The sequence below is a fragment of the Azospirillum sp. VT-I1 genome (assembly GCF_055698305.1).
Genome location: NZ_CP168806.1, coordinates 131,792 through 157,500, shown reverse-complemented (window position 1 = coordinate 157,500; position 25,709 = coordinate 131,792). Strand labels below are relative to the sequence as shown.

Annotated in this window: 22 protein-coding genes (1 of these 22 cut by a window edge); 11 read left to right on the top strand and 11 right to left on the bottom strand. The window is 70.0% G+C overall.

The window, feature by feature from the left end; all coding sequences use genetic code 11:
* Together AB8P05_RS29240 and AB8P05_RS29235 are read left to right on the top strand one after the other, a co-directional pair.
* Window positions 1-476, top strand: the 3' portion of a protein-coding gene (locus AB8P05_RS29240; protein WP_472761920.1) for a GAF domain-containing protein. Its footprint begins 52 nt before the window's first position; the window shows 476 of its 528 coding nt (coding positions 53-528); its start codon lies off the left edge, out of view; the stop codon is at window positions 474-476.
* Between the two features lie 95 nt (window positions 477-571).
* A complete protein-coding gene (locus tag AB8P05_RS29235; protein WP_472761919.1) occupies window positions 572-2,473 on the top strand; it encodes a putative bifunctional diguanylate cyclase/phosphodiesterase in 1,902 nt (633 codons plus the stop codon).
* Between the two features lies 1 nt (window position 2,474).
* Here the strand turns inward: AB8P05_RS29235 and hglS are convergent, their stop codons facing one another.
* Both hglS and AB8P05_RS29225 read right to left on the bottom strand, forming a co-directional pair.
* Window positions 2,475-3,881: a 2-oxoadipate dioxygenase/decarboxylase HglS gene (gene hglS, locus AB8P05_RS29230; protein WP_472761918.1), complete on the bottom strand. Its 1,407-nt coding sequence runs from the start codon at window positions 3,879-3,881 to the stop codon at window positions 2,475-2,477.
* Window positions 3,882-3,997: 116 nt separating this feature from the next.
* Window positions 3,998-4,933 (bottom strand): LysR family transcriptional regulator, encoded by a 936-nt coding sequence (locus tag AB8P05_RS29225; RefSeq protein WP_472761917.1) that lies wholly within the window; start codon window positions 4,931-4,933, stop codon window positions 3,998-4,000.
* A 179-nt stretch (window positions 4,934-5,112) separates the two neighbouring features.
* On the opposite strand from AB8P05_RS29225, the gene AB8P05_RS29220 reads away from it, so the two are divergent.
* A complete protein-coding gene (locus AB8P05_RS29220; protein ID WP_472761916.1) occupies window positions 5,113-6,408 on the top strand; it encodes an NAD(P)/FAD-dependent oxidoreductase in 1,296 nt (431 codons plus the stop codon).
* Window positions 6,409-6,472: 64 nt separating this feature from the next.
* Here the strand turns inward: AB8P05_RS29220 and AB8P05_RS29215 are convergent, their stop codons facing one another.
* Complete coding sequence (locus AB8P05_RS29215; protein ID WP_472761915.1) at window positions 6,473-7,174, bottom strand: CBS domain-containing protein; 702 nt, start codon at window positions 7,172-7,174, stop codon at window positions 6,473-6,475.
* 498 nt (window positions 7,175-7,672) lie between these two features.
* Entirely contained in the window at window positions 7,673-8,440 is a 768-nt protein-coding gene (gene gloB / locus AB8P05_RS29210; protein WP_472761914.1) for a hydroxyacylglutathione hydrolase, read from the bottom strand.
* Window positions 8,441-8,493: 53 nt separating this feature from the next.
* On the opposite strand from gloB, the gene AB8P05_RS29205 reads away from it, so the two are divergent.
* Entirely contained in the window at window positions 8,494-9,306 is an 813-nt protein-coding gene (locus tag AB8P05_RS29205; RefSeq protein WP_472761913.1) for a methyltransferase domain-containing protein, read from the top strand.
* On the opposite strand, the gene AB8P05_RS29200 is transcribed toward AB8P05_RS29205, so the two are convergent.
* Entirely contained in the window at window positions 9,291-10,517 is a 1,227-nt protein-coding gene (locus AB8P05_RS29200) for a methyl-accepting chemotaxis protein (protein WP_472761912.1), read from the bottom strand. The genes AB8P05_RS29205 and AB8P05_RS29200 overlap by 16 nt on opposite strands.
* 128 nt (window positions 10,518-10,645) lie before the next feature.
* On the opposite strand from AB8P05_RS29200, the gene AB8P05_RS29195 reads away from it, so the two are divergent.
* Together AB8P05_RS29195 and AB8P05_RS29190 are read left to right on the top strand one after the other, a co-directional pair.
* Complete coding sequence (locus AB8P05_RS29195) at window positions 10,646-11,206, top strand: RBBP9/YdeN family alpha/beta hydrolase (RefSeq protein ID WP_455175995.1); 561 nt, start codon at window positions 10,646-10,648, stop codon at window positions 11,204-11,206.
* Between the two features lie 77 nt (window positions 11,207-11,283).
* Entirely contained in the window at window positions 11,284-12,324 is a 1,041-nt protein-coding gene (locus AB8P05_RS29190; RefSeq protein WP_472761911.1) for a 4-(cytidine 5'-diphospho)-2-C-methyl-D-erythritol kinase, read from the top strand.
* Window positions 12,325-12,349: 25 nt separating this feature from the next.
* Here AB8P05_RS29190 and AB8P05_RS29185 read toward each other — a convergent pair whose 3' ends face one another.
* The 3 genes from AB8P05_RS29185 to AB8P05_RS29175 all read right to left on the bottom strand — a co-directional run bounded on the left by AB8P05_RS29185 (window position 12,350) and on the right by AB8P05_RS29175 (window position 15,073).
* A complete protein-coding gene (locus AB8P05_RS29185; protein ID WP_472761910.1) occupies window positions 12,350-12,664 on the bottom strand; it encodes a DsrE family protein in 315 nt (104 codons plus the stop codon).
* 5 nt (window positions 12,665-12,669) lie between these two features.
* On the bottom strand, window positions 12,670-13,737 hold the full coding sequence (locus AB8P05_RS29180) for an ABC transporter substrate-binding protein (protein ID WP_472761909.1): 1,068 nt from the start codon (window positions 13,735-13,737) through the stop codon (window positions 12,670-12,672).
* 103 nt (window positions 13,738-13,840) lie between these two features.
* Window positions 13,841-15,073 (bottom strand): Bcr/CflA family multidrug efflux MFS transporter, encoded by a 1,233-nt coding sequence (locus AB8P05_RS29175; RefSeq protein ID WP_472761908.1) that lies wholly within the window; start codon window positions 15,071-15,073, stop codon window positions 13,841-13,843.
* 257 nt (window positions 15,074-15,330) lie between these two features.
* On the opposite strand from AB8P05_RS29175, the gene AB8P05_RS29170 reads away from it, so the two are divergent.
* Window positions 15,331-16,326: a BMP family lipoprotein gene (locus tag AB8P05_RS29170; protein WP_472761907.1), complete on the top strand. Its 996-nt coding sequence runs from the start codon at window positions 15,331-15,333 to the stop codon at window positions 16,324-16,326.
* Between the two features lie 22 nt (window positions 16,327-16,348).
* Here AB8P05_RS29170 and AB8P05_RS29165 read toward each other — a convergent pair whose 3' ends face one another.
* Complete coding sequence (locus tag AB8P05_RS29165; protein WP_472761906.1) at window positions 16,349-17,542, bottom strand: pentapeptide repeat-containing protein; 1,194 nt, start codon at window positions 17,540-17,542, stop codon at window positions 16,349-16,351.
* A gap of 278 nt (window positions 17,543-17,820) precedes the next feature.
* On the opposite strand from AB8P05_RS29165, the gene msrB reads away from it, so the two are divergent.
* The 3 genes from msrB (at window position 17,821) to AB8P05_RS29150 (ending at window position 19,696) form a co-directional block, all read left to right on the top strand.
* On the top strand, window positions 17,821-18,237 hold the full coding sequence (gene msrB / locus AB8P05_RS29160) for a peptide-methionine (R)-S-oxide reductase MsrB (protein WP_472761905.1): 417 nt from the start codon (window positions 17,821-17,823) through the stop codon (window positions 18,235-18,237).
* Window positions 18,238-18,477: 240 nt separating this feature from the next.
* Entirely contained in the window at window positions 18,478-19,041 is a 564-nt protein-coding gene (locus AB8P05_RS29155; protein ID WP_455175987.1) for a hypothetical protein, read from the top strand.
* A 25-nt stretch (window positions 19,042-19,066) separates the two neighbouring features.
* Window positions 19,067-19,696: a hypothetical protein gene (locus AB8P05_RS29150; protein ID WP_472761904.1), complete on the top strand. Its 630-nt coding sequence runs from the start codon at window positions 19,067-19,069 to the stop codon at window positions 19,694-19,696.
* Window positions 19,697-19,731: 35 nt separating this feature from the next.
* Here AB8P05_RS29150 and AB8P05_RS29145 read toward each other — a convergent pair whose 3' ends face one another.
* A complete protein-coding gene (locus AB8P05_RS29145; protein WP_472761903.1) occupies window positions 19,732-20,427 on the bottom strand; it encodes a response regulator in 696 nt (231 codons plus the stop codon).
* A gap of 207 nt (window positions 20,428-20,634) precedes the next feature.
* On the opposite strand from AB8P05_RS29145, the gene AB8P05_RS29140 reads away from it, so the two are divergent.
* Entirely contained in the window at window positions 20,635-22,056 is a 1,422-nt protein-coding gene (locus tag AB8P05_RS29140; RefSeq protein ID WP_472761902.1) for an aminotransferase-like domain-containing protein, read from the top strand.
* 70 nt (window positions 22,057-22,126) lie between these two features.
* Here AB8P05_RS29140 and AB8P05_RS29135 read toward each other — a convergent pair whose 3' ends face one another.
* Window positions 22,127-25,645 (bottom strand): ATP-binding protein, encoded by a 3,519-nt coding sequence (locus AB8P05_RS29135; protein ID WP_472761901.1) that lies wholly within the window; start codon window positions 25,643-25,645, stop codon window positions 22,127-22,129.
* Between the last annotated feature and the right edge of the window lie 64 nt (window positions 25,646-25,709).

Below are 25,709 nucleotides of genomic sequence, written 5' to 3'. Positions count from 1 at the left end.
CGGTCGACGACGAACCCGCAAGGCTGCAGGCGTTGCGGAACACGGGCCTGCTGGACAGCGCGCCCGATCCCGCCTTCGATGATCTGGTGTCCTGGGCCTGCGACCATTTCCAGGTCCCCATCGCGCTGGTGTCGCTGCTGGATGCCGACCGCCAGTGGTTCAAGGCACGGCGCGGGCTGGCAGTGCAGGAAACACCGCGCGACCATGCCTTCTGCCGTTTCACCATCCGGCAGAGCCTCCCCATGGTGGTGGAGGATGCCGCGAACGATCCGCGGTTCCGCGACAACCCGCTGGTTCTGGGGCCGCCCCACATCCGCTTCTATGCCGGTGCGCCGATCATCAACCGCAATGGCCTGGCGCTCGGCTCGGTCTGCCTGATCGATACCAAGCCGCGCCGCTTCGGCATGGTGGACCGCATGGTGCTGGCCCAACTGACCGTTACGGCGCTCGTCGCCATTGAAAGGCGGCAATGCTAGCTGTCCCAACTGGTTATGGAGCCGAGCGCCGGCATGCGTCACACTGGCTGTACACTGGCCGACAGGATTGCGCACAAGGAACAATGACAGCTGTGATGACGCCTTTTCCGCCCTTGTCGCCTCCCATCCTTCCTCCCCTGCCCCCGATGGTGCCCCGCGAAGAGGACCGGCTTGCGGCGCTCCAGCGCTATGAGCTGCTCGACACCCCCGAGGAGCCGGCCTTCGACCAGATCACCCGTCTGGCCGCAAAGCTGCTGAACGTCCCGATCGCGCTGATCTCGCTGGTCGACCGCGACCGGCAGTGGTTCAAATCGCGGGTCGGCCTGCCGGTGCGGGAAACGCCGCGCGAGCATGCCTTCTGCGCCCATGCGCTTCACTCCGAGTCGCTTTTCGTGGTCGGCGATGCCAGCCAGGACCACAGGTTCGCCGCCAACCCGCTGGTAACCGGCGATCCGCACATCCGTTTCTATGCCGGCGCCCCTCTGCGGACAGCCGATGGCCTGACGCTGGGCACCATCTGCGTGATCGACGACCAGCCCCGTCCCGCCCTGTCGCCCGGGGAGGAGGAGGCCCTGCGCGACCTGTCGGCGATGGTGATGGCCCATATCGAGGCGCGGCGCGCCGTCGGCTATCTGCATCCGGTCACCTCGCTGTCGAACCGCTTCCGCTTCCTTGCGGACATCGACGCGTTGCTGGCCGATCCGGCCGCCGGGGAGCACACCCGCATGGCCGTGGTGGTGATCGACACCGCCGCGTCGCAGCAATATGCCGAGCTGACCCGGGTGCTGGGCCAGATGTGCGCCGATGCGTTCGAGATGGATTGCGCCCGCCGCATCGCTGCCTGCCTGCCGGACCGCACCCGTCTCTATCACCTGTCGCCGGCCCGCTTCGCCTGCATCCTCGTCGACCGGCCGGAGAATGAGCTGGGGGCCACGCTCGACCGGATCGGCGGCGTCATCCGCAGCCCCTTCCATTACCAGGGGGTGCCGATCGCATCCTCCACCGGCATCGGCTTCGTCCATCATCCGGACAGTCCGGCGGACAGCGTCGAACTGTTGCGGGCCGCCGCCAGTGCCGCCCACCAGTCGCTGGAGACCCAGAAGCCCTGGTGCGCCTATGACGAGGAGCAGGACCGCGCCTCCCACCGCGCCTTCCTGCTGCTGCGGAGCCTGACCGAAGCACTCGGCGGCACCGGGGGCGGGGGCGGGGGCGCCGAGAAGAGCGCCAAGACCGGGGCGGCGGGCAACGGCCAGCTGCACATCGCCTACCAGCCCAAGGTCGACCTGCGCAGCAACGCCTGCATCGGTGCGGAAGCCCTGCTGCGCTGGACCCATCCGGAGCTGGGAGCGATCTCGCCTGCGGAGTTCGTGCCGCTGGCGGAGCGGACGGCGCTGGTGCGCCCGCTGACCGAATGGGTGATCCGGGCGGTGCTGGTCCAGATCGCCCACTGGCGCCGGCGCGGGATCGCGCTGCCGGTCTCCATCAACATCTCGATGCTGGATCTCGGCGCCAACGACTTCGCCGACCGGGTGGCCGCCATGCTGGACCGGCACGGGGTGCAGGCGGACTGGATCGATTTCGAGGTGACGGAAAGCGCGCTGATGACCGACCGCGCCGTGGTCGACCGGCAGCTGGACCAGCTGCGCCGGCTGGGGATCGAGGTCGAGATCGACGATTTCGGCACCGGCCAGAGCGCACTGTCCTATCTGAAGGACATCCCGGCGACGGCGGTGAAGATCGACCAGCGCTTCATCCGCTCCATCGCCATCGAGAACCGCGACCAGATCATGGTCCGCTCCACCATCGAGCTTGCCCACGACCTCGGCTATCGCGTGGTGGCGGAGGGGGTGGAGACCCTCGAAGCCTATGACTGGCTGCGCCTGCACGGCTGCGACTTCGGGCAGGGCTATCTGTTCTCCCGACCGCTCGCCCCCGCGGCCTTCGAAGACTGGCTGGCGGCGGGCGCCTTCCGGCCCGCCGCCGTAGTTCCCGCCTGACTTACACAGTCGCCGGGCTGACGGCCGACAGGCACGCGACGATGGAGGCCCGTTCGATCTCCGCATAGAGGTCGAACGGGTCCCGGACGGGGGCGCCGAGGTCGGCTTCGAAGCGCTGCTGGTTCGGGCTGGCGGAGAAATCCTGCTGCGCATCGTCGCCCAAGTTGGACTGGAAGATGCCGGCGGCGCTGACCGGCAGGAAATCCTCATAGACGACGGGATCGAAGCGGACGAGACCGGCGGCGATCAGCGCCTCCAGATCGGCCTCCGGCGCCGGCGGGTTGCGGCGTCCGGCATCGGTCAGCGAATAGGCGAAATAGCCCAGCCCCTGGCGGCGGATCTCGTCCCAGCTGTCGGGGAACGGGGCGAAGACCTCCTGCAGGGCCGCCATATATTCGGCGGCGTTGGACCCGTCGGCGGCCGGCGCGACGAGGCGGCGCGAGTCCTGCAGCAGCGTGTCGTACAGCGCCCGGCCCTTCGGCGTCAGCGCGATGCCGCGCTGCTCGATCTCGCCGAAGCGGGCGGTGTGGACGCCCGACCGCCAGCCGTCGCCGTCGCGGAAATCCACCGGCTCGCTCAGCGCCTTGAAGGAGGTCTGGCGCAGCAGGATGGGGCAGCGCCGGGTCGGCGGGCCTTCCACCACGGCCTTGGGGGCGATGCCCTTTTCCGGCATCATCCGCTGCACCGCATCGATGTCGAGCGTGCGCGGGGTCAGGTGGTTGATGTGCGGCCCCTTGAAGGAGACGACGTCGGCGATCAGCCGATGGGCGTCATGCAGCCGCTTGTAGAGGTCCAGCGGCACATTGGCCCGGCTGTGCCAGCGGAAGGTCTCCAGCGCCTCCGCGACGAAGCGGGTTGCCTCCTCCTCCGTCAGCCCGCCGGCCGCCTCGGCCTTGCCGATCAGGGCGAGGCAGCCGTCGGTGAAGATGCGGCGGCCGGCCAGCACCTGCTCCGCCTCCTGCCGCAGGCCGGCGTCGGCGATCAGGTCGAGCCGCAGCAGCGAGGTGAAGACGCGGAAGGGATTGCGGCTCAGCGCCTCGTCGGTCACCGGACGGAAGGCGGTGGAATGGACGGGGACGCCGGCCTCCGACAGGTCGTAATAGCCGACCGGCTGCATGCCCATCACCGCGAACAGGCGGCGCATGGTGGACAGCTCGGCCGCGGTGCCGAGCCGGATGGCGCCGTGACGCTCCTCCGTGATGCGGGCGAGGCCGCCGGCGGCCTCCAGCCGGTGGCGCTCCGCCGGATCGGCGGCCAGCACCGCCTCGTTCACGTCCCGAACCAGCTCGACCAGCGTCTGATAGGCCGGAACCTCCGTCCGGTACATCTCCGACATGGCGGTGGAGAACAGGGTGCGGATCGCATCGGGGCTAATGAATCCGGCGTTCGGGGAAGTCTGGACACTCATTGCAAATCTCGCTCGCGTTGCCTGCGTCGAACCGGTCCGGTCGCTTTCCCGGTCCCTGCCATGGGCCAGCTATAGCAACGAAGCGCCGCCTTGGATTGCGAATGTTTTTACCGACTTCATGAGGAAAGCTCATGATGCGGTGGATGATCGCGCTCCGCGGCCTCCTCCCGAGTTTCCTCCAGAATCCAGTCGCGGAAGGCGACGAGCGGTGGATAGCCGGCCCGTTCCGACGGCCACACCACGTAATAAGCGTCCTCGCTTTCCATCGGCAGGTCGAGCGCCGGCACCAGCTGCCCTGACCGCAACTCCTCCCCGATCAGAAACAGGGGCAGCAGCGCCACCCCCAGCCCGGCGACCGCAGCCTGGGTGGTGGTGCCGAACTGGTCGAACAGCATGCCGTGCACGCCATCGGCCGGCGTGTCGTGCAGGGTCAGCCAGCGTTCCCAGGCATCGGGGCGGCTGGTCAGGTGCAGCAGCGGGGCAAGGCGCAGGTCGGCGGGCCGGCGGAAACCGAAACGGTCGCGCAGGCCGCGGCTGCAGGCCGGGATGACGGTTTCCCGGCGCAGCAGCGCCATCTCCCCGCCCGGCCAGCCCGGACGGCCGAAATGGATCGCCGCGTCGACGGGGTCCAGCCGGAAGTCGAAGGGCGCCATGCGCGTCACCAGATTGATGGTCACGCCCGGATTGGCGGCCAGGAACTTCGGCAGCCGCGGCGTCAGCCAGCGGGCCCCGAAGGTCGGCAGGATCGCGATGCTCAGCGTGCCGCCGAAGGGGTTGGCACGCAGGTTGAGCGACGCGGTGCTGATCTTGCGCAGGGCGTCACGGACCTCGCGCACATAATACTCCCCGCCCGCGGTCAGGCGGATGGTTTGCCGTTCGCGGTGGAACAGCTCGACCTCCAGCAGTTCCTCCAGGGCCTTGATCTGGCGGCTGACCGCGCTCTGGGTCAGCGACAGCTCCTTCGCCGCCGCGGTGATGCTGCCGGTCCGCGCCGCGGCCTCGAACGCCGACAGCAGGGCCAGAGAGGGGAGGAAGCGGCGCGGGCTCTGCATCTCATTCTCACAAGGAATGACTGGTTGAGCAAACATCACTTTGCCGAAGGGGGTAGGCAAGCGAATCTTCCCAGCTGTCCGTGGAGGTGCAGACCCGCTACGCTCACGGAACCGGTCGGCACGGTGTTTCCGGCTGGGAATGACAGGCGGGCAAGAACATGGGATGAGGACCACAGGGAATGCTGAACGATCCGCGGTCGCATGGGCTTTGGGAACGGACGGCGCCGCCGGCGCCGCCGACCGCGCCGCTGGCCGGGCCGGTCAAGGCGGACGTGGTGATCGTCGGTGCCGGCTACACCGGCCTGTCGGCCGCCCTGCATCTGGCGGAAAGCGGCGTCAACGCGGTGGTGGTGGAGGCGGTGGAGATCGGCTTCGGCGGCGCCGGACGGAATGTCGGGCTGGTCAATGCCGGCATGTGGGTGATGCCCGACCAGCTGGTGAACACGCTGGGACCGGTCTATGGCGAGCGGCTGATCGAGTTGCTCGGCAATGCTCCGCGCGCCGTGTTCGACCTCATCACCAAGCATGCCATCGCCTGCGAGGACGAACGCAGCGGCACGCTCCATTGCGGCGTCGGCGCCGCGGGCTTGCGCGAACTCGAGCAGCGGGCGGAGATCTGGCAGAAGCGCGGCGCGCCCGTGCGCCTGCTCGACGCGGATGAGACGGCGGAGAAGGTCGGCAGCAGGGCCTACACCGGCTCGCTTCTCGACCTGCGGGCCGGCACCATCCAGCCGCTGGCCTATGCCCGCGGGCTGGCCGCCGCCGCCGTGAAGGCGGGCGCCCGCATCTTCACCCGCAGCCCCGTCCAGTCGGCGAGCCAGACCGCCGGCAAGTGGGAGGTGAAGACCGCCGCCGGCAGCGTGCTGGCCGATTGGGTGATCGTCGCCACCGACGCCTACAGCATCGGCCCCTGGGTGCAGCTCCGCACCGAGCAGGTCCACCTGCCCTACTTCAACCTGGCGACGGAGCCGCTGTCCGATGCCATGCAGAAAGCCATCCTGCCGGAGCGGCAAGGGGTATGGGATACCAAATCGGTGCTCAGCTCCTACCGGTTCGACCGCCGGGGCCGGCTGGTGTTCGGCAGTGTCGGCGCGCTGCGGGGGACCGGGATCGCGGTGCACCGGGCCTGGGCGCAGCGGTCGCTGGCCGCACTGTTCCCGCAGCTCGGCCCGGTGCGGTTCGAGTCCGAATGGTATGGGCAGATCGGCATGACCAAGGATAATCTGCCGCGCTTCCACCGGCTGGACCGCAACGTGATCGGCTTCAGCGGCTACAACGGCCGCGGCATCGCGCCCGGCACCGTTCTCGGCCGCTGCCTCGCCGACCATATCGCCGGCAAACTCACCGACGCGGAGATGCCGCTCCCCGACAGCGCCGTGGAAACGATCGCCGGCCGGGCGGTGCGCGAAGCCGCCTATGAATATGGGGCGCAGGCGACCCATTTCGTCGGTGCGCGGCTGCCGGGCCGGATCTGACCCGTCCGGGATGGCGGGCATGGCCGGAGGAGACCGGCCATGTCCGACCGCGCCCCAGGCTCCGTTACAGGCCCCAGGCCCCGCTTTCCGCCGGGTCGACGACCTGGATGTTGTTCTCCACCGCCTTCACGCCTGGAACGCCTTCCGCCGCGACGCGCACGGCATCGCGCTGGGACTCGCTGCTGATGAAGCCCCAGAGATGGACGACGCCGTTACGGACGACGATGGCGTCGTGCGACCGCGGATCCCAGGACAGCTCCTTCACCGCCGCGGCGACCCGCTCCTTCAACACTCGGTCGTCCGGGGTGGCGACCACGGTTTCCGGCGATACGCTGGCCAGTGCGCGCAACAGGTTCGCCCGGCTGATGATGCCGATCAGGGCGCCCTGGCGGACCACCGGCACGCGCTTGATCCGCCGCGTCTCCATCAACCGCACCACCTCCTCGGGCGAAGCGTTTTCGTCGACGGTGGTGACATGGGCGGTCATGACGTCCGCCACCTTGCGGGCATGGGATTTGACGAAGTCCTCCGCCGGCAGCGTGCCGCCGGACACCAGTCCCAGCCACCAGGAGCGGTGGCGCTCCGTCCCAAGTTCTACCCGGCGCAGCAGGTCGCCCTCGCTGATGATGCCGACCACCTTGCCGGCAGCATCCAGCACGGGCATGCCGCTGATATTGTTCTCCAGCATCTTCCTGGCTGCATCGGCGATGGTCTCGTCCATGCCGATGGTGATGACGCGCGGCGTCATCAGATCGATGGCCTTCATGGTTTCGCTCCCCGAGATGTTGTTCGGTGAGCAAAGAGTATGGGAGCGGTGAAGCCTGGACGATTGATCTGCCGCAAATCGGCCGCGGGCTTTCCGCATGGTGAAAAATGCGGGCGACGGAAGAGCAGACTTAATGAGGCCCGGGCATTTCTGCCCGGGAAGACACCAAGCCGATTTGCGGAGGACATGCAGAGGTGCCGGTTGCTTCAATGAGGCCCGAGCATTTCTGCCCGGGAAGACGGCCACTCTACACCGCATTGATTCGGCGTCAAGAATCCGCGGCAGTGCGAGCGGTGGCCGTTTCTGACCAGGTGGTTAGGCTCCATGATCCCGTTACGTTCTGGACGATGTCAAAGATCCCAACGAAAACAACGCCTCTTCCGTTGCGAGCGGTGCCGGGGTTTTCGCGAGTGCCGGACCGCTCGCGGGGCGGCCGGCAGTTGCTACGGTAGCATGACCCGAACCGGCCGCACCAGACCGGCTTCCGGCCGGCAGCGGCTACCCGCGGAAATGGTCCTTGCGGTGGCGGAGTTCGGCGAAGACCTCCACCGGCGGGGCGCCGGGCAGGCCGATGGCGGACTGGACGGCGGGGTCGTCGGCGCGCAGGAAGGGGTTGGTCCGGCGCTCCAGGCCGATGGTGGTCGGGATGGTCGGCTGGTTGCGCTCGCGCAAGGCCGCGACCTCCTCCATGCGCTGCCGCAGGGCGGAATTGTCCGGGTCGGCGGTCAGGGCGAAGCGGCCGTTGGACTGGGTGTATTCGTGGCCGCAATAGACGCGGGTCGAATCGGTCAGCGACCGCAGGCTTTGCAGCGACTCCCACATCTGGGCCGGCGTGCCCTCGAACAGGCGGCCGCAGCCGAGCGAGAACAGGGTGTCGCCGCTGAACAGCGTCTCCGCCGCCTCGAACCAGAAGGCGATGTGGCCGCTGGTGTGGCCGGGAACGGCGATGACGCGGGCGGTCTGCTCCCCGAACACCGTGCGGTCGCCGTCGCCGAGCGCCACGTCCAGGTCGGGGATGCGGTGGGCGTCGGCACGGGCGCCGATCACGGTGGCGCGGTGGCGGGCCTTCAGCTCCGCCACGCCGCCGATATGGTCGTTGTGGTGGTGGGTCAGGAAGATGTGGGTCAGGGTCCAGCCGCGGCGCTCCAGCTCGGCCTGCACCGGGGCGGCCTCGCCGGGATCGACCACGCCGACCTTGCCGGATGCCGCATCGCGCAGCACATAGATGTAATTGTCGGCGAAAGCCGGAACGAGAATGACCTCCACGGCAGCGGACTCCTGCTGTTGCGATACGAAACCCGTGTTACGCTTGGGATACCATGTACACAGATATCGTCGATCTGAGGGAGTTCTACGAGTCCGGATTGGGCAGGACCGCCCAGCGGATGATCCGCCGGCGCATCCGCACCATCTGGCCCGACGTGCGCGACCAGATCGTGCTGGGCGTCGGCTACACCACCCCGTACCTGCGCCCCTTCATGGGCGAGGCGGACCGGGTGGTCGCCGTGATGCCGGCCAGCCAGGGCGTCAGCTTCTGGCCGGCGGAAGGGCCGGGCATGGTGGCGCTGGGCGATGAGGCCGACCTGCCCTTCGGCGACAACACCATCGACCGCGTCCTGCTGGTCCATGGGCTGGAGGGGACGGAACAGCTGCGGCCGATGATGCGCGAGATCTGGCGCGTGCTGGCCGGCGGCGGCCGGGTGCTGGCGGTGGTGCCGAACCGCCGCGGCCTGTGGGCGCGTGCCGACTGGACGCCCTTCGGCCACGGCTTCCCCTATTCCGCCTCGCAGCTGAAGCAGGTGCTGCGCGACACCATGTTCGTGCCGGAACGCACCCGCCACGCCCTGTTCATCCCGCCGCTGCGCTCGCACTTCCTGCAGAAGACGGCGCCGGCCTGGGAAGAGGTCGGCGTCCGCTGGTTCAAGGCCTTCGCCGGGGTAACGATGATCGAGGCGTCGAAGCAGATCTTCGCCGGCGTGTCGCGCCGGGCGGCGCATCAGCCGGTCAAGCGCCGGCTGATCGTGCCCCTGCCGGGCGGTGCAGCCCCCGCCGCGCGAAGCGGCAGCGCCCGCATCATCACCGGTCCCGGCGGCGATGCGGTGGACGGGCAGCAGCCCTACCCGCGGACCTGACGCAGCGCGTCGGACAGCCGGCCGCCCAGGCCGCTGCCGAGGCTTCCCGCCCGCGCGGCGATGGTCTGGCTCAGCGTCGCCAGCTCGTCCAGCGTGCGCGTCACCCCGCCCAGCGTCTGTTCGGCGTCGCCGATCCGCTGTTCCGCCGCCATGGCGTCCTGGCGGGAGCGGTCGAGCGAGCGCGCCACCTCGGCGGTCAGCGCCGCCTGTTCGTCGATGGCGGCGGCGACGGTGCCGTTGATGGTCTGGATCGAGCCGATGGTGGAATGGATGCGGCCCAGCGCCTCGTCCACCGCCGCGGTCTCCTTCTGCAGGTTGGCGACCTGATCGGCGATCTGCTTGGTGGCATCGGCGGTCTGGCGCGACAGGGCCTTCACCTCGTTGGCGACGACGGCGAAGCCGCGCCCCGCCTCGCCCGCCCGCGCCGCCTCGATGGTGGCGTTCAGGGCCAGCAGGTTGGTCTGGCTGGCGATGGCGTTGATAAGCTTGACCACGCTGGCGATCTGCTCCGCCGCCGACCGCAGGGAGTTCATGACGGTGGTGGCGCGGTCGCTGTCGGACGCCGCCGCCAGGCTGATCTCCCGCGCCTTGCTGGTGTCCCCGGAGATCTGGTCGGAGGTGGAGGCCAGCCGGTCGAGCATGCCGGCGATGGCGCCGACCGACCCGTCGACGGCGCGCGCGGCGCCGGCCGCGTCGGCGGTCTGGCGCAGCCCCTCGGTCCCGGCGGTGCGGACGGAGGCGACCGCCGTCTCCAGCCGGCGTCCGGCATCGGCCAGATCGGCGGCCAGCCCGCCGACCTCGCGCTCCACCCGGTCGGACAGGTCGCGCATCAGGGCGACGCGGCGGGTCTCCGCCGTTTCGGCCCGCAGGGTCGCCACCGCCCAGTGGCGGGCGAGGCGGGCAAAGCGGCGGGCCTGATCGGCCGGGCCGGCAACGGCCAGCGCCCCCACCCGCTCGCCGTCCAGGTCGATGGCGATGACGTATCCCTCGCGCATCGTCCCGCCCGACTTCGCCGCCTCCTCCCGGGTGACGGCGCGTTCGTCCAGCCGGCGCGCGACGATGTCGGAGGCGGCCGGATGGCCGGTGCCGATCCGCTCCCGCGCGGTGGAGGCGGCGACGCTGCCGCCCTTGCCGATGAAGGACACGACGGTGTCCAGTTCACGACCGATGGCATCGCAGAGATCCTGTGCGATGGTGGCGCTGATGTCCAAGGCGCTTCTCCCCTGTCTTCGGTTGGTGCGTTCCGGCCCTGCCCCGCCCACCGGACCGGGAGCATCCGCCGTGTTTTTGGTTATCTTCAGACACTACACGCAACATTTACAAACGCAGAGTTGAAAGAATGACGCAGCCGACCGTTCTGGTTCTTCCCGGCCTGGGCAATTCCGGGCCGGAGCATTGGCAGAGCTGGCTGGAAAGCCGGCTGCCGGCGCTGAACCGCGTCGACCTTGGGGACTGGGACGCGCCGGATCCGGAGCGGTGGGTCGGGCGGCTCGACGCCGCGGTCCGCGCCGCAGCGCTTGCGGCACCGGGCCCGGTGGTTCTGGTCGCGCATAGCCTGGCCTGCATCCTGGTCGCGCGCTGGGCGGCGGGTTCCGACGCCGCGGACAAGGTGGCGGCGGCCCTGCTGGTCGCCCCGCCCGACGTCGAGTCGCCGGACCGCGTGCCGGCGGTTGTCCGCCGCTTCGCGCCGGTGCCGACCGATCCCCTGCCCTTCCCGGCGGTGACGGTCGGCAGCCGCAACGATCCCTACTGCTCCGCCGCCCGTGCCTGCGGCTTCGCCGCACTGTGGGGGGCCGACTTCATCGACGCGGGAGAGGTCGGCCACATCAACGGCGACAGCGGCCACGGCCCCTGGCCGATGGGCGAGACGCTGCTGAAGGACCTGCTGGCGCAGCTGTGAAGCAACCCCTTGCCGCTGCGGGGGCAAGGGTGCGACACAGGGCGCGTCGTCGCGCGCCCGCCAGCGGATTGGAGCTTATGACCGGCATTCCCATCACCGAGGCCGCCCCGGCCAAGCTGAACCTGTACCTGCACGTCACCAGCCGGCGCGCCGACGGCTACCACGAGCTGGACAGCCTCGTTGCCTTCGCCGAGCTTGGCGACACCATCGCCCTGACGCCGGGCGCGGCGCGGGTGGCGCTGCGCGGTGCCGACCTGCCGCCGGCCGGGCCGCGGCTGGCCATCGCCGGCCCCTTCGGCCCGGTCCTGATGGGCGAGAACCCGGCCGGCAATCTGGTGATGCGCGCCGCCCATGCGCTGGCCGCCCGGCTGGGCCGGCAGGCCGACGTGATGATCGCGCTGACCAAGGCGCTGCCGGTCGCGTCGGGCATCGGCGGCGGGTCGGCCGACGCCGCCGCCTGCCTGCGGGCGCTGGCCCGCCTGTGGGGAGTGCCGGCCGACGACCCGGCGCTGTTCGCGGTGGCCGCCGGGCTGGGCGCCGACGTGCCGGTCTGCGTCGCCGGGCGCAGCTGCTATTTCGGCGGCATCGGCGACGTGCTGGACGAGGCGCCGGAGCTGCCGGAAACCCATGTGGTGCTGGTCAACCCGAACCAGCCGGTGCCGACGCCGGCGGTGTTCAAGGCGATGGCCGCCGCAAGGGCGCAGAGCGGCGCCCGCTTCTCCGCCCCCGCCCGCTTCACCCGCAAGCCGGCGGATGCGGCCGATCTGGCCGCGCTGCTGCGGGAGCGGACCAATGACCTCACCGCCCCGGCCCTGACGGTCGCCCCGGTGATCGCCGACGTGCTGTCGGCGCTGGAGCGCAGCGCCGGCTGCCTCTTGCCCCGCCTGTCCGGCAGCGGCGCCACCTGTTTCGGCCTCTATGCCACCGCGCGGGAGGCGGAGGCCGCGGCCAACGCCATCGCCGCGGCGGAGCCGGGCTGGTGGGTCAAGCCGACCCGCCTGCGCCCCACCCCGCCCGACGCCCCGGCCCTGCCGCGCGGCATCGTCGCCGATCCCGCCGCGGCCGTCCCACCGCCCGCCGTCCCCTTCCCCGACACCGGCGGCTGGGGCGTGGGCTGATCCGCATCCGCGCAGGGGGCGGGGCTCAGGCCCGCATGTAGCCCCATCCCTCCGCCTGCGCCTCGGCGATGTCGAGGACGCCGGCGGAGACCACCGTCAGCCCCTCCGCCGACCGGCCGGACTTCGCCAGCGTGTTGCCGCAGACGCGCAGAAGCCGGTCGGTCTCCGCATCCGGGGCATCCAACGCCGCCGCCACCGCGCCGGCATTGACCACGATCCGCACCTCGGCGTCCGGCCGCGCCTTCAGCAGGTTGCGGGCGTTGTTGCGCGCCCGTTCCAGCGCCGCCGGGGTGGGGGCGTGGATGACCAGACGCAGGGGCACATCGGGCTGGGTCGTCATGGCAATCATTTCCCCATGGCGGCGTCATGGAAGGACAGGTCGAACAGCGCATCCACGTCGACCGGTTCGGTGATCTGGCCCAGCGTCTGCTGGAAGGCCTGCATCCGCTTGGTGGAGTCCAGGATCGCCCTGGGGTCGTCGACGAAGGTCGTCGCGTCGGAGGTCAGCGCCGCCCGCATCACGTCGCGCTCCACCAGACCCTTGCCGATGATCTCCGTCACCAGTTCCGCCGTGCGGTCGGGGTTGGACTTGGCGAAGGCGGTGGCGCGGATGTGCAGCTTGACCAGATCGGCGACGGCGGCGCGGTTGTTGGCGATGGCGTCCTCCGTCACCGCCAGGACGGCGCCCGGCTGCTTGGGGAACATGGTGCCGGCCTTGGCGATGATCGCGGCATCCTGCAGGCGGGACTGCACCAGCGTCAGGATCGGCTCCAGGATCGAGGCGCCGTCGATGGCGCCGGTCAGCAGCGCCTGCTGCAGGGGCTGCTCGCCCATGCCGACGATCTCGACATCGTCCGCGCCGATATGGGCGACCTCCGCCATCCAGTAGCGCAGCACCGTGTCGGGCACCGAGCCGGCCGGCAGCGAGCCGATCTTGGGCAGGCGGCCGTTGGCGGCGCGGAAGGCCCTGATCCCCTCCGCCGGGCTGGCGGCACCGGCAATCGCCTTGGCCAGCGGGCCGCGGCCGATCAGCGCCACCTGATCGATGACGTTGGCGGCGACGACCTTCAGCTTCACCCCCTTCGATCGGGCGATCATCGCCGGGCCGATGCCGACATAGGCGACGTCCAGCGTCCCCGACGCCAGCGCCTGGATCATCGCCGGCCCCGACTGGAAGCTGGTGGTCTGCAGGGACAGCCCGACATCCTTCGCCCATCCCTCCCCGGTCAGCACATAGAGCTGGGTCATCGGAATGATCGGGATATAGCCGACGCGCAGCGTGGTCGCGGCGAAGGCCGGCAGCGGCAGCGACGCAACGCCCCCGGCGGCGACGGCGCCCAATGCGGCGGCACCCGCCAGCAGCCGGCGGCGGGCGATGGGAAAGGCGGTGTTGGAACGGCTGGTCGTCGGCATTGCTGTCTCCCTTTGCCGGGCGAGGCTAGCCCGCCCGGCCGGGAAACTCAATTCACATCGCTTCCGGATTCCATATTCCGGTATTTAACAAAGTTTCCCCGCTTTATTGCACGCCATGCTGCCGGCGGCGCACCGGACCGATCAGCCACAGGTTCAGCACGAGGCTGACCAGGGCCGTGCCGCCGATCACCGCCGCCATCGGCATGGCGGTGCCGTTGGCCATCAGCCCGACCGCCCAGCCGGACACCGCGCCGATGCTGAACTGCAGCATGCCCGCAAGCGCCGACGCGGTGCCGGCCATCTGCGGGAAGGACTGCAGCGCCCCGGCCATGGAATTGGCGAAGCAGAAGCCGGTCAGCGACATGAACAGGAACAGGCAGCCGACCAGCCCCCACAGGCCGCCCCAGCCGCTCGCCACCGTGACGACCAGCAGGATGCCGCTCGCCGCCGACAGCCAGACGCCGGTCCGCAGCATCACGTCGGAGCCGAAACGCATCACCGCGCGGCTGTTCAGCGTGTTGACGATGATCATGCCGACGATGTTCAGCCCGAACAGGAAGCCGTAATTCTCCGGCCGCACCCCGAACAGCTCGATATAGACGAAGGGCGATCCGGAGATGAAGGCGAACATCCCCGCATAAATGAAGGACGATCCCACCGCATAGCCGAGATAGCGGCGGTTGGTCAGAAGCATGCGGTAGGACTCCGCCAGCACCATCGGGCGCAGGCTGGTGCGCCGCGTCTCCGGATGGGTTTCCGGCAGGGTGGCGAGCGCCAGCATGGCGATGATGCCGAAGGCCGCCTGCGCCCAGAAAATCCAGCGCCAGTTCGCCCAGATCAGGATCTGTCCGCCGATCAGCGGCGCGATGATCGGGGCAGCGCCCATCACCAGCATCATCATCGACAGCACGCTGGCGGCGCGGTCGCGCTCGAACACGTCGCGGATCATGGCGCGGACCAGCACCGGCCCGGCGCAGGCCCCCACCGCCTGCACGAAGCGCCATGCAGCCAGATGACCGACATCGGTGGTCAGCGAGCAGCCGACGCAGCCCACGGCATAGAGCAGGATGCCGGTCGCCACCGGGATGCGCCGGCCGAACCGGTCGCTCAACGCCCCCCACAGCAGCTGCCCGACGCCGAAGCCCAGGAAGAAGGCCGACAGCGTCCATTGCACCTGATCCTGCGGGGCCTGCAGGTCGCGCCCGATCTCCGGCATGCCGGGCAGATACATGTCGGTGCCCATTGGACCGAACGACATCAGCACGCCGAGCGCCGCGATGAAGAAGGGGCTTTCGGCAGGCAGACGGGAACGGACGGCGGCAAGGCGCGCGAGCATCAGAAAATCCGAATGAGAAGGGATGGGGGATCGGCCGGACGGAGTCCGCAGCCTTTAAGCTGATCCGTCACCCGCCCCGCGCAAAGTCCCGTCTTGTCATGGCTGCCCTGACCGGTGCGCGATGGGCGGCAGCCGAGACAATCCGGGCTTTCGCCGGTTTGCGGCAGGCGGCGCGACAAATTTCTGGTTCCGGCGACGGGCCCGTGTCTAAAATTGCGGACCGATTATGGGTATTCCACCCAGCCAAAGGCCGCGCCATGCCGCACCCCACCCGCCGATCGGTCCTGTCCTGCGCCGCCGCCGGGACAGCCCTGGCCCTGCTGCCGCGATGGGCGCAGGCCGCGGCCGTCCGGCCGGGGCTGGTCTATGCGGCGGGCCAGAAGTTCGACAAGAGCTTCAACGAAGGCGCCTTCGCCGGGGCGGAGCGGTTCAAGGCGGCCAGCGGCATTCCGGTCGTCGAATACCTGCCGTCCAATCCGGCGCAGTTCGACCAGGGCGTCGCATCCCTGCTGCGGCGGGGCGTGACCGATCTGGTCGCCATCGGCTTCTACTATGCGACACCGCTGGCGCGGCTGGCCCCGAACCACCCGGAGGTGCGCTTCACCCTGGTCGATGCGGTGGCGGAGGGGCCGAACATCCGCTGCGTCACCTTCAAGGAACAGGAGGGCGCCTTCCTGGTCGGCGTGCTGGCGGCGCTGGCGTCGAGGACGGGGACCGTCGGATTCATCGGCGCGCTGGACATCCCGCTGATCCGCAAATTCATCGCCGGCTTCGAACAGGGTGCGCGCCATGCCCGCGGCGACATCCGGGTGGTGGTGAACTTCGTCGGCACCACGCCTGCCGCCTTCAACGACCCCACCGCCGGGGCGGAGGTGGCGCGCAGCCAGTTCCAACGCGGGGCCGACGTGGTCTTCGCCGGGGCGGGCGTATCGAATTTCGGCATCTTCGCCGCGGCGAGCGAGGCGCGCCGGCTGGCCATCGGCGTCGACAGCAACCAGAACTACCTCTACCCCGGCACCATCCTCACCTCCATGCTGAAGCGGGTGGATCTGGCGGTGGAGTCGAGCTTCCAGGCGGCAGTCCAGGGGCGATGGAGCGCCGGCACGGTGGCGCTGGGACTGGTGGAGGGTGCCGTCGATTACGCGGTGGACGAAAACAACCGGGCGCTTCTGACCCCCGCCATGCTGGAGGCGGCGGAAGCGGCCCGCCGCGCCATCGTCGCCGGCCGCATTCCGGTGGCGGACGGCAGTTGAATGACCCCGAATGGGGGCGGGCTCAGGCCGGCGCCTCGCAGGGTTGCCACCCCAGGGCGGCGGACAGGTCGGCCCCCTTCAGCGTGGCGAAGCTGGTCTTGATCGCGGTCAGGTCGGTGCCGCGCAGCACCACCCCGGCAAGGCTGGCGTCGCGCAGGTCGGCACCGGTCAGCCGCGCCTTGGCGAAGCTGGTCGGCCACAGGCGGCTGCCGTCGCCGCTGAGGTCGACCTTGCGGAACTTCGCCCGCCACAGCTTGGCGCCGGCCAGATTGGCGCCTTCCAGGTTGCAGCCGGACAGGTCGGCGCTGGTGAAATCGGCATCGCGCAGGTCGCTGTAGGACAGGTCCGCCATCATCAGCTTGGCGCCGGAGAAATCCGCCCCGCGCAGCCCGCTGAAGCGCATCACCGCCCCGCACAGCAGCTGGTTGGCGAAATTGTAGCCGCGCAGGTCGATGCGCTGCAGCTGGATGCGCTCCCCGCCCTTGCCAAGCTTCTCCACCCAGATCTGATGCTCGGCGATCAGGTCGGACATCCGCGCCGCGGTGGTGGTCAGCCCGGTGCCGTCCACGTCGACGCCGTGCCGTTCCAGCGCCACGCGCAACTCCTCGTTCAGGCGGGCGCCGCACATCAGCACGCCGTCCAGCGTCGCCTTGCGCATGGTCGCCCCCGTCAGGTCCGCCCCGATCAGGATGGCGCCGCTGAGGTCGCTGCCGCTGAGGTCGGCGCCGGACAGGTCGCTGCCGCTGAAATCGCACTGCGCCATCCGGCAGTCGGTCAGGACCGCCTGCGTCAGGCTGCAGCCGACGAAGGTCGTGGTGCCGTCGCTGTTGCCGGCGGCGCGGAATTCGCCCGCGTCCAGCACCATGCCGCGGCGCAGGTCGGCGCCCTGCAGGTTGGCGTTCAGCAGCTTCGCGCCGTCGACCCTGGCCCCGCGCAGGTCGGCGCCCTGCAGCTGCGCGCCGGTCAGGTCGGCCTTCGACAGGTCGGCGCCGTAGAGGTCGGCCTTCGACAGAACGGTGCCGACCATCCGCGCCCGCGCCAGACTGGCGCCCGTCAGCTTGGCGCCCGACAGGTTGACGCGGTTCAGGCCCAGTCCGGCCAGATCGTAGAAGCTGAGGTTGGCGCGGCGCCCCCGTCCGGCCGGGTCGCGCAGCAGCCATTGCTGGTGCCGCACCAGCGCGTCGCGAACCGCCCGAAGGTAGCGTTCATCCATCATGCGGCGCGTCGATGCCCCGGCATTGCCGTCCCGGACACGCTGTCCCGGACTGTTGGCGACCGGGATGTTACCGAAACCGATTCAATTTCGGAAGGCATGACCCCTCGAACCTTCGCCAGACCGGCAAGATTCTTTTGTCGCAGCTTCAGATCCGGTCCGATATAGGACCGCCGCCATCATAGGCGCGTGATCGCCGCACCGCCCGGCTTGGGCGGGCGGCAAGTCCGACCAATATAGTGGGTCTGGAACACCGACAACCACAAGCGGAGACCGGCGGCATGCCCGACTCGGACAAGACCACCACGGCCAAGAGCGAACAGGACTGGAAGCGGGAGCTGTCCCCCAACCAGTTCAAGGTCCTGCGCGAACACGCGACCGAATATCCCGGCACCAGCCCGCTGAACGACGAGAAGCGCCGGGGCGTCTACCGCTGCGCCGGCTGCGGACAGCCGCTCTACGCCAGCGACACCAAATACGAGAGCGGGTCGGGCTGGCCCAGCTTCTGGGAACCGCTTCCGGGCGCGGTGGAGACCTCCACCGACTACAAGCTGGCCTATCCGCGGACCGAGGTTCACTGCGCCAGCTGCAAAGGCCATCTCGGCCATGTCTTCGACGACGGGCCGCAGCCGACAGGGAAACGCTACTGCATGAACGGCGTCGCCATGACTTTCGTGCCCGCGGAAAAGTCCGGCTGACCCACGGAACTATGACCGGACGCCGAACTCCTTCGCCTGTTCGGCGTCCGGTCATAAATCCTCCCAAAAAAGGCGGGTTTACCCCTAATTGAGCTAAAAATGACAACCTTGGAACAGAGCGCGATGGTATGATCGCCCCCGTGCGGCGGGTTGTCGCGAGGGCATCGCCGCCCTCGGCCGTCCGTGGCACCATGCGCCGTTGAAGCGGCGCAGGCATTCGGTGCGGCTGGCGGAGGGCGAATGGTCATTTCGGCCGAGTTCCTGGGGATGCTGCTTCTGATCACCAGCGCCGCCGCGCTTGGTCTGTCGATCGTGGTCGATGTCGGCCGCGTCAGCGCCGAAAAGGCGCGCGAGGCGATGAACCAGCGACAATACGACAAGAAGCGTGCCGCGCTGGCCGAATGGCGCCAGAAGACGGAGCGCAAGCGCGTCGACCTCACCACCCTGCAGGCCCGCCTGACCGAATTCAACGGCCGGCGCCAGAAGGCGCTGACCGAATTGCGTGCGCTGGAATTCTCCAAGATCGAGCTGGTGCACGAGTTGGGCGACCAGGAGTCCGACGGCGACGTCTATTGGGCGCAGCTTGCGGTCGGCCCCAACTTCAACGAGCTGGACCGCAAGGATATCGTCTTCTCCCGCCAGATCTGGGAATACCGCAACGTCGCGCACATCACGGCCCCCTCGGCCGAACAGGCGCACGGCACGGTGCGGGCAAGCTTTTCCCAGCGCAACGGCCTGATCTGTTCGCCGGTGGTGCCGCTGGCGCTGGCCCCCGATCCCGAGGCGGAGGCGACCGCGGCATGACGGGCGGCATGATGGGAGCGGCCCGATGACCGGCATGATGCTGTATTTTGCGCTTGGCCTGATGGTGCTGACCGTCCTGTCCAACCGCTACTGGCGCCGCCAGCTGACCCTGACGCGGATCGCCATGTCCAAGCTGAAGGAGAAGGTGGACGACGTGACCAAGGAGGTGGCGGACATCGCCACCGACTATGCCCAGCTGGCCCAGCATCAGGCGGAGATGGAAAAGCGCGTCCAGAAGGCGGAAATCGACATGCAGGCCGCCATCCTGGAGCTGGACCAGAAGAAGGGCGCCGCGATGCAGCGCTATTTCGTGTTCGACCGGAACGAGCCGCGCCCCGGCCGCTTCTGGGAGGTCGCGGTGCGCTTCCACCCGACGGCGGTCAGCTTCGCCGACCAGCGCGGCTATCGCGGCTGGTCCGGCGGCATCCGCCGATTCCTTCTGATCGCCGACGGCGAACGGGACGCGCGCGAGCGGGTGGCCGCCCGCTACCCCCGCAAGGCCGGCTTCGAGATCCTGGAGGTCGCCGGCTGCCGCCTGAACGGACTGACGGTCAACCGCATCTCCGAACTCAGCACCTTCCGCAAGCCCGGCAAGCCGGAGGAGGAAGCCGACGCCAGCCGTTCGCAGCGCCGGGCCTCGCCCGCCCAATCCTGAAAATCCATTCCTGAATCCGGCGCGGGCGGCGGCGGTCAGTCCACCGCGGCCTGGAACATGTACCCCATGCCGTGGACGGTGACGATGCGGGTCGGGTCGGCGGGGTCGGGCTCCACCACCCGGCGCAGGCGGCGGACCAGCCGGTCGATGGACCGGTCGTAGGGCACCGAATCGCCGCGCAGCGTCAGGTCCAGCAGGTCGTCGCGGCTCAGCACCCGCCCCGGATTCTCGACGAAGGCGGCCAGCAGTTCGAATTCGGCGGAGGTCAGGCGCGCATCCTCGCCGCCGGGGTCGCGGAGGCGGCGCTTGTCCAGATGCAGTTCCCACCCGTCGAACCGCTTCACCCGCCCGCCCGCCGGCCGGGTCGGCTTGGCGATGCGGCGCAGGAGGCTGCGCGTGCGGGCCAGGATCTCGCGCGGCTCGAACGGCTTGGTGATGTAGTCGTCGGCGCCCAGCTCCAGCCCGATCAGCCGGTCCATGCGGTCGGAACGGCCGGTGATCAGGATGATGCCGATGTTGGAGGTGGCCCGCAGTTCCCGCGTCACCGCCAGCCCGTCCTTGCCGGGAAGCCGGATGTCCAGCAGCAGCAGGTCGATCCGCCCGCGCGCCAGCAGCGCCGACAGCTGATCGCCGTCGCGCGCCAGCATCACCCGATACCCCTCGCCCTCCAGATAGGCCTTCAGGGTCTCGCGGGTAATGGGATCGTCGTCGACCACCGCGATGGTGTTCATTGTCCCCCGTGACGGAGTCCTATGGTCGGCGGATTGTCTGCCGGCCCCTCATACCGAAGTTATCGGTTCCGCCAGCCGGACACAAGGTGGAGCACAGCGCGTTTTCGCCGGCGGCATCCGCTGATTGTATGGACTCCCCAGGGGTGCAGGATGGTGACAATCGCGCCGAACTTGCCAGAGCGAAGAGACAATGCCACATTTGTACTCATGACAAATTGGACCCCGAACCTGGAAGGCCGCGCCGGCCCGCTCTACCGCGTCATCGCCGACGCGCTGGCCGACGACATCGCGGAGGGCACGCTGCCGGTCGGCACCCGCCTGCCCACCCACCGCGACCTCGCCTTCCGCCTCGGCGTGACGGTGGGAACGGTGACGCGCGCCTATACGGAGGCGGAGAAGCGCGGGCTGATCGGCGGCGAGGTCGGACGCGGAACCTTCGTCCAGGGCCAACGGCCGCCGGCGACGCCCCTGCCGCTCGGCTGGCCGCCGGCCGGAGAGACCTCCGCCGGGCAGACGGGGACCGGCGCCGCCATCGTCAACATGACGACGGTCCATCCCGAACATGCGGTCGCGGTGCAGGCCTTCGGCCAGACGCTGGTCGCCATCGGCAGCTCCGGCCGCGCCGCGGCGCTGATCGGCTACGGTCCCCATGCCGGCCTGCCCGACCACCGCAGCGCCGCCGCCGCCTGGCTGGAGCGCCAGCACCGGGTGCAGGCGACCGCCGACTCGGTGCTGCTGACCACCGGGGCGCAGAACGCGCTGGCGGTGGCGCTGGCCGCCATCGCCCGCCCCGGCGACGTCATCCTGGCGGAACGGCTGACCAACATCGGCACCAAGGCGCTGGCGGCCACCCAGGGCTATCATCTGGAAGGGGTCGCCATCGACGAGCATGGGCTGGTGCCCGACGCCTTCGACAGCGCCTGCCGCCGGCTGGGGCCGAAGGCGGTCTATCTGGTGCCGACCCTGCAGAACCCGACCGCGGTGGTGATGCCCGCCGCCCGCCGCCGCGAGATCGCCGAGATCGCCCGCCGTTACGGCGTGATCCTGATCGAGGACGACGTGTTCGGCTTCATGGTGCCGGACGCGCGGCCGATCCAGACCATCGCCCCCGACATCACGCTCTATGTGTCGAGCGTGTCCAAGAGCCTTGCCGCCGGGCTGCGGCTGGGCTTCGTCGTCGCCCCGGCGGAGTTGCGGTCCCGCGTCGAGACCGCCATCCGCGCCCTGCAATATTCCGCCCCCGCCCTGCCGGCGGAGGTGGTGGCGCGCTGGATCCAGGACGGCACCGCCGACCGCATCGTCGCCACCCAGCGGGAGGAGGATCTGGCCCGCCAGCGGCTTGCCCGCTCCATCCTGCCGGCCGGGACGGTCTACGGCCACTCGGCGGCGCAACACCTGTGGCTGGTGCTGCCGGAACCCTGGCGGCGCGAGGATTTCATCGGCGAGGCGCGCCGGCGCGGCGTGATTGTCACCGGCGCCGATGCCTTCGCCGTGGGCCGTGCCAGCGCGCCCCATGCGGTGCGCGTGGGCTTGTGCATGCCCCGCAGCCGCGACGAGGCCGGGCGGGGGCTGCGCGCGCTGGCCGATGCGCTGGACGCACCGGCGGCGGCGATGCTGTCGATCGTGTAGAGTGCGATCGGTCCGGACGGAATCGTCCGAAGCGTGAATTGCACGGAAAATCGAAAGGCTAGAGTCCGCCTCACGCCCCCTGCAGCGTCCCCTGCACCGCGTCCATCGCGGCGAGCCCGCGGCTGAACACCGATTCCGCGGTCGCGGCCAGTTCCTGGGCCTCGACGCGGCGGCCTTCGCGCATGCCGTCCTCCACCGCGCGCATCAGCCCGACGAAGCGGGTCAGGCCGAAATGGCTGGCGGCGCCGGCCAGACGGTGGGCGATGTCCTCGATCTCGTCGTCGGGCGTATCGGCGGCGGTCAGGCGGGGCAGCCCCTCCTGCGCGGAGTCCAGCAGCAGCCCGCGGATGGTGGCGAAGCGCGCCGGGCCAAGGGAGCGGATGTAGCGCTCCAGGATTTCGTCGCTCACATCCTCCTCCACCACCGCCGGGCGGGCGGGCACCGCGACGGCGGCCTCCTCGCCGCCCGCCTCCTCGCCGTCGCCGGCACCATCGCCACGCGAGGCGACGGCGTTGGACAGCAGGTGCATCAGCCGTTCCGGGAAGATCGGCTTTTCGATCACCGCGTCGATGCCGGCGGCGAGATAGCGGGCGCGGTCGGCGGCGAAGACGTTGGCGGTCACCGCGACGATCGGCACCGCCGCGCGGTCTGCATCCGGGAAGGCGCGGATGCGCCGCGCCACCTCCGGCCCGTCGATGTCGGGCAGGCGGATGTCCAGAAGCACGGCGTCATAGCGCCGCCGCGCCGCCAGTTCCAGCGCCTTCTCCCCCGTCTCGGCGACAGTGATGCGGTGGCCGGCGTCCGACAGCAGGCCCAGCGCCACCTCCCGGTTGATGGCGTCGTCCTCCACCAGCAGCAGGGCCAGCGACCGCACCCGGCTGATCGGCAGGAGCCGGCCGGGCCGCCGCGCCGGCAGGGCAGTTTCCTCCACCCGCTGCAGGGGGATGGTGACGGTGAAGACGCTGCCCAGCCCGACGGCGCTGTCGACGCGGATGCTGCCCTGCATGGCGTCCAGCAGGTGCCGCACGATGGCGAGCCCCAGCCCGCTGCCGCCGAAGCGCCGCGCGATGGTGGGATCGGCCTGCTCCAGCTTTTCGAAGATGGCGGCGCGGCGTTCCGGCGGCACGCCGATGCCGGTGTCGCGCACGGCCAGACGCAGCATCTCTCCGGAACCGGAACGTTCCGGCCCCGGTTCGATATCGACGCGCAAGTCCACCCCGCCGCGTTCCGTGAACTTCACCGCGTTGCCGACGAGGTTCACCAGGATCTGGCGCAGCCGCTGGCGGTCGACCACCACAAGTTCCGGCACCTCCGGCGCGATGTCGAGGTCGAGGTCGATCCCCTTCTCGTTCGCCAGTCCTTCCACCGTCGCAACGACCTCCTCCAGCACCGGTAGCAGGGCGCAGGGGGCGGGATCGAGGTCCAGCTTGCCGTCCTCGATCTTGCGCAAGTCGAGGATGTCGTTGACCTGGTCGAGCAGTCCATGGCCGCAGCGCATGATCGACATGGCATAGCGCCGCTCGCCCGCATGCAGCTGCCCGGTCAGCAGCAGTCGGCACAGGCCGAGGATGCCGTTCAGCGGGGTCCGCATTTCGTGGCTGACGGTGGCGAGGAATTCGGTCTTGGCGGCGTCGGCGCGCTCCGCCCGCTCCTTGGCCTGCCGCAGCTCCTCCCGCGCCCGGCGCGAGGCGGTGATGTCGTTGGCGACGCAGATGATGCGGCAGCGGCCGTCGCCCGACCATTCGAAAGGGTGGCGCTGCAGGGCGAAGACCGCACTCTCGCCGTTGCGGGCCAGCACCAGCTCCTCCACCCCCAGCGAGCGCATGGAGCCGGGATCGCCGCCGGCCAGCGCCCGCCCGGTCTCCGGCCCCAGCACCTCGGCCAGGGTGCGGTCCTCGATGTCGGCGCGGCGGGTGCCGAAACGGTCCTCCGCCGCCCGGTTCCACAGCACGACCCGGCCGGTATCGCCCTCCAGCACGTAGAGCACGCTCGGCACATTGTCGATCACGGCGTCCAGGAAGGCCTGGGTCCGGCGCAGCAGCTCCTCCGCCTCGCGGCGGCGGGTGATGTCGACGACCGAACTCAGCAGCACCTCCTCCCCCTGGAACTCGAAGGCGATGCCGGACAGCAGGCCCCAAAGCCGTCGGCCGGTGCGGGTCACCAGCTCCGTCTCGACGTCGAGCGCCAGGCCGCTGGCGAAGACGTCGCGGACGAACTCCTCGCGCACCGTCGGCACATACCAGACGGAGGCGGCCGGCCGGCCCAGCAGTTCCCCGGCATCGGCGACCTCGAACAGGTCGGCGGCGCGGCGGTTGACGAAGCGGATCTGGCCGTCGGCGCGGCCGGAGATCACCAGCGGGACCGGTGCGGCCTCCAGCACCGTGCGCAGCCACTGCTCGTTGCGGCGCAGGGCCTCGCTCTTGTCCTCCGTCTCCTGGATGTAGAAGCGCAGCGCCCGCGCCAGCTCGCCGATCTCGTCGGCGCCGGTCGCCGGCACCTCCGCCCTGCCGCCCCCGGTGCGGTCGCGGATCGCCTCGCTGACCGCCCACAGCCGGGCCAGCACCTTGCGCCGGACATACAGAACCGACAGCACCATCCCCAGCAGAACCACGCCGACCGAGGCGAAGAACAGGCGGGTGTAGGTGGTGGACACCTCGATCACCTGCTGGCGGCTTTCCTCCGCCGCCTTGGTCTGCTCGACGAAGATGCCGGTGTTGAGGCCGGTGTTCACCAGCGACACCTGATTGGCTCGGTCGACCAGCCCGTTCAGCGCCTCCGACGCCTGCAGCTCGGCCTGCCGCTGCCGGAAGACGGAGCGGTCGCCCTCCACCACCGCGCGCATTCCCTCCGCCAGCCGAGCCAGTCGGTCGGAAACCCCGTCGGCCAGACCTTGCGGGACCGAGCCGGCAAGGCTCTCCAGCTGGGCTGCCGCGCCGTCGGCCAGCCGGGCCAGGGCGAAGCTGTTCTCCGCCTGATGGACCGAGGCGATCAGGAACAACAGTCGCTCGGCCATCGCCAGCCAGCGCTGCACGCCAACATCCTCCACCCCGCGCAGTCCCGGTTCCGCCAGGGCGTCGGCCATCCGCCGCACGTCGCGGGTGCGGTCGGCCAAGGCGCGGCGGGCGGCGACGCGGGCGGTCACGCCGCGGTCGATGGCGTCGCGCAGCCGCAGGATCTCATCGCGCTGCTGCTTCAGCCCGGCGATCCGCCGCGCCTGCGGGGCGTCGGACGTTTCCATCTCCGCCAGCAGCCGGTCATAGCCGTCCAGCTGGTCAGCCAAACCCTGCTTGATCGTTTCGCGGCCGAAATTGTCGTCCGACAGGGCCAGCTGTTCCAGGGTCCGCATGATCCGCTGATGCTGGCGCTCCAGCTTGGCGGAGGCGACGACGGCCGGAAACTGTTCCGATGTCACCCTGGTGATGCCGGCATGCAGCCCGTCGAAGGCGATATAGGCGCCAAGCCCGATCAGGAAGGCGACCAGACCGTTGAAGGCGAGCGCGCCGAACAGACGCGCGCCGACGCCGATCCTCACCACGCCCGCCCGTCCGGCTTCGGACCTGCCGGCCTCCGTCTCGCTGCCGCCCGCCATTCCCATTCCCGCCTGTCCCGTCCCGCCCGCGCCGAAGCGCCCGTGCCGAAGCGCCGCCCCGGCA

What these genes read in the sequence shown, in the direction of transcription:
- AB8P05_RS29235 (WP_472761919.1), top strand. Translation starts at nt 572, where the DNA reads ATGACGCCTTTTCCGCCCTTGTCGCCTCCCATCCTTCCTCCCCTGCCC.
- hglS (WP_472761918.1), bottom strand. Translation starts at nt 3,881, where the DNA reads ATGAGTGTCCAGACTTCCCCGAACGCCGGATTCATTAGCCCCGATGCG.
- AB8P05_RS29225 (WP_472761917.1), bottom strand. Translation starts at nt 4,933, where the DNA reads ATGCAGAGCCCGCGCCGCTTCCTCCCCTCTCTGGCCCTGCTGTCGGCG.
- AB8P05_RS29220 (WP_472761916.1), top strand. Translation starts at nt 5,113, where the DNA reads ATGCTGAACGATCCGCGGTCGCATGGGCTTTGGGAACGGACGGCGCCG.
- AB8P05_RS29215 (WP_472761915.1), bottom strand. Translation starts at nt 7,174, where the DNA reads ATGAAGGCCATCGATCTGATGACGCCGCGCGTCATCACCATCGGCATG.
- AB8P05_RS29205 (WP_472761913.1), top strand. Translation starts at nt 8,494, where the DNA reads ATGTACACAGATATCGTCGATCTGAGGGAGTTCTACGAGTCCGGATTG.
- AB8P05_RS29195 (WP_455175995.1), top strand. Translation starts at nt 10,646, where the DNA reads ATGACGCAGCCGACCGTTCTGGTTCTTCCCGGCCTGGGCAATTCCGGG.
- AB8P05_RS29190 (WP_472761911.1), top strand. Translation starts at nt 11,284, where the DNA reads ATGACCGGCATTCCCATCACCGAGGCCGCCCCGGCCAAGCTGAACCTG.
- AB8P05_RS29185 (WP_472761910.1), bottom strand. Translation starts at nt 12,664, where the DNA reads ATGACGACCCAGCCCGATGTGCCCCTGCGTCTGGTCATCCACGCCCCC.
- AB8P05_RS29180 (WP_472761909.1), bottom strand. Translation starts at nt 13,737, where the DNA reads ATGCCGACGACCAGCCGTTCCAACACCGCCTTTCCCATCGCCCGCCGC.
- AB8P05_RS29175 (WP_472761908.1), bottom strand. Translation starts at nt 15,073, where the DNA reads ATGCTCGCGCGCCTTGCCGCCGTCCGTTCCCGTCTGCCTGCCGAAAGC.
- AB8P05_RS29170 (WP_472761907.1), top strand. Translation starts at nt 15,331, where the DNA reads ATGCCGCACCCCACCCGCCGATCGGTCCTGTCCTGCGCCGCCGCCGGG.
- AB8P05_RS29165 (WP_472761906.1), bottom strand. Translation starts at nt 17,542, where the DNA reads ATGATGGATGAACGCTACCTTCGGGCGGTTCGCGACGCGCTGGTGCGG.
- msrB (WP_472761905.1), top strand. Translation starts at nt 17,821, where the DNA reads ATGCCCGACTCGGACAAGACCACCACGGCCAAGAGCGAACAGGACTGG.
- AB8P05_RS29155 (WP_455175987.1), top strand. Translation starts at nt 18,478, where the DNA reads ATGGTCATTTCGGCCGAGTTCCTGGGGATGCTGCTTCTGATCACCAGC.
- AB8P05_RS29150 (WP_472761904.1), top strand. Translation starts at nt 19,067, where the DNA reads ATGACCGGCATGATGCTGTATTTTGCGCTTGGCCTGATGGTGCTGACC.
- AB8P05_RS29145 (WP_472761903.1), bottom strand. Translation starts at nt 20,427, where the DNA reads ATGAACACCATCGCGGTGGTCGACGACGATCCCATTACCCGCGAGACC.
- AB8P05_RS29140 (WP_472761902.1), top strand. Translation starts at nt 20,635, where the DNA reads ATGACAAATTGGACCCCGAACCTGGAAGGCCGCGCCGGCCCGCTCTAC.
- AB8P05_RS29135 (WP_472761901.1), bottom strand. Translation starts at nt 25,645, where the DNA reads ATGGCGGGCGGCAGCGAGACGGAGGCCGGCAGGTCCGAAGCCGGACGG.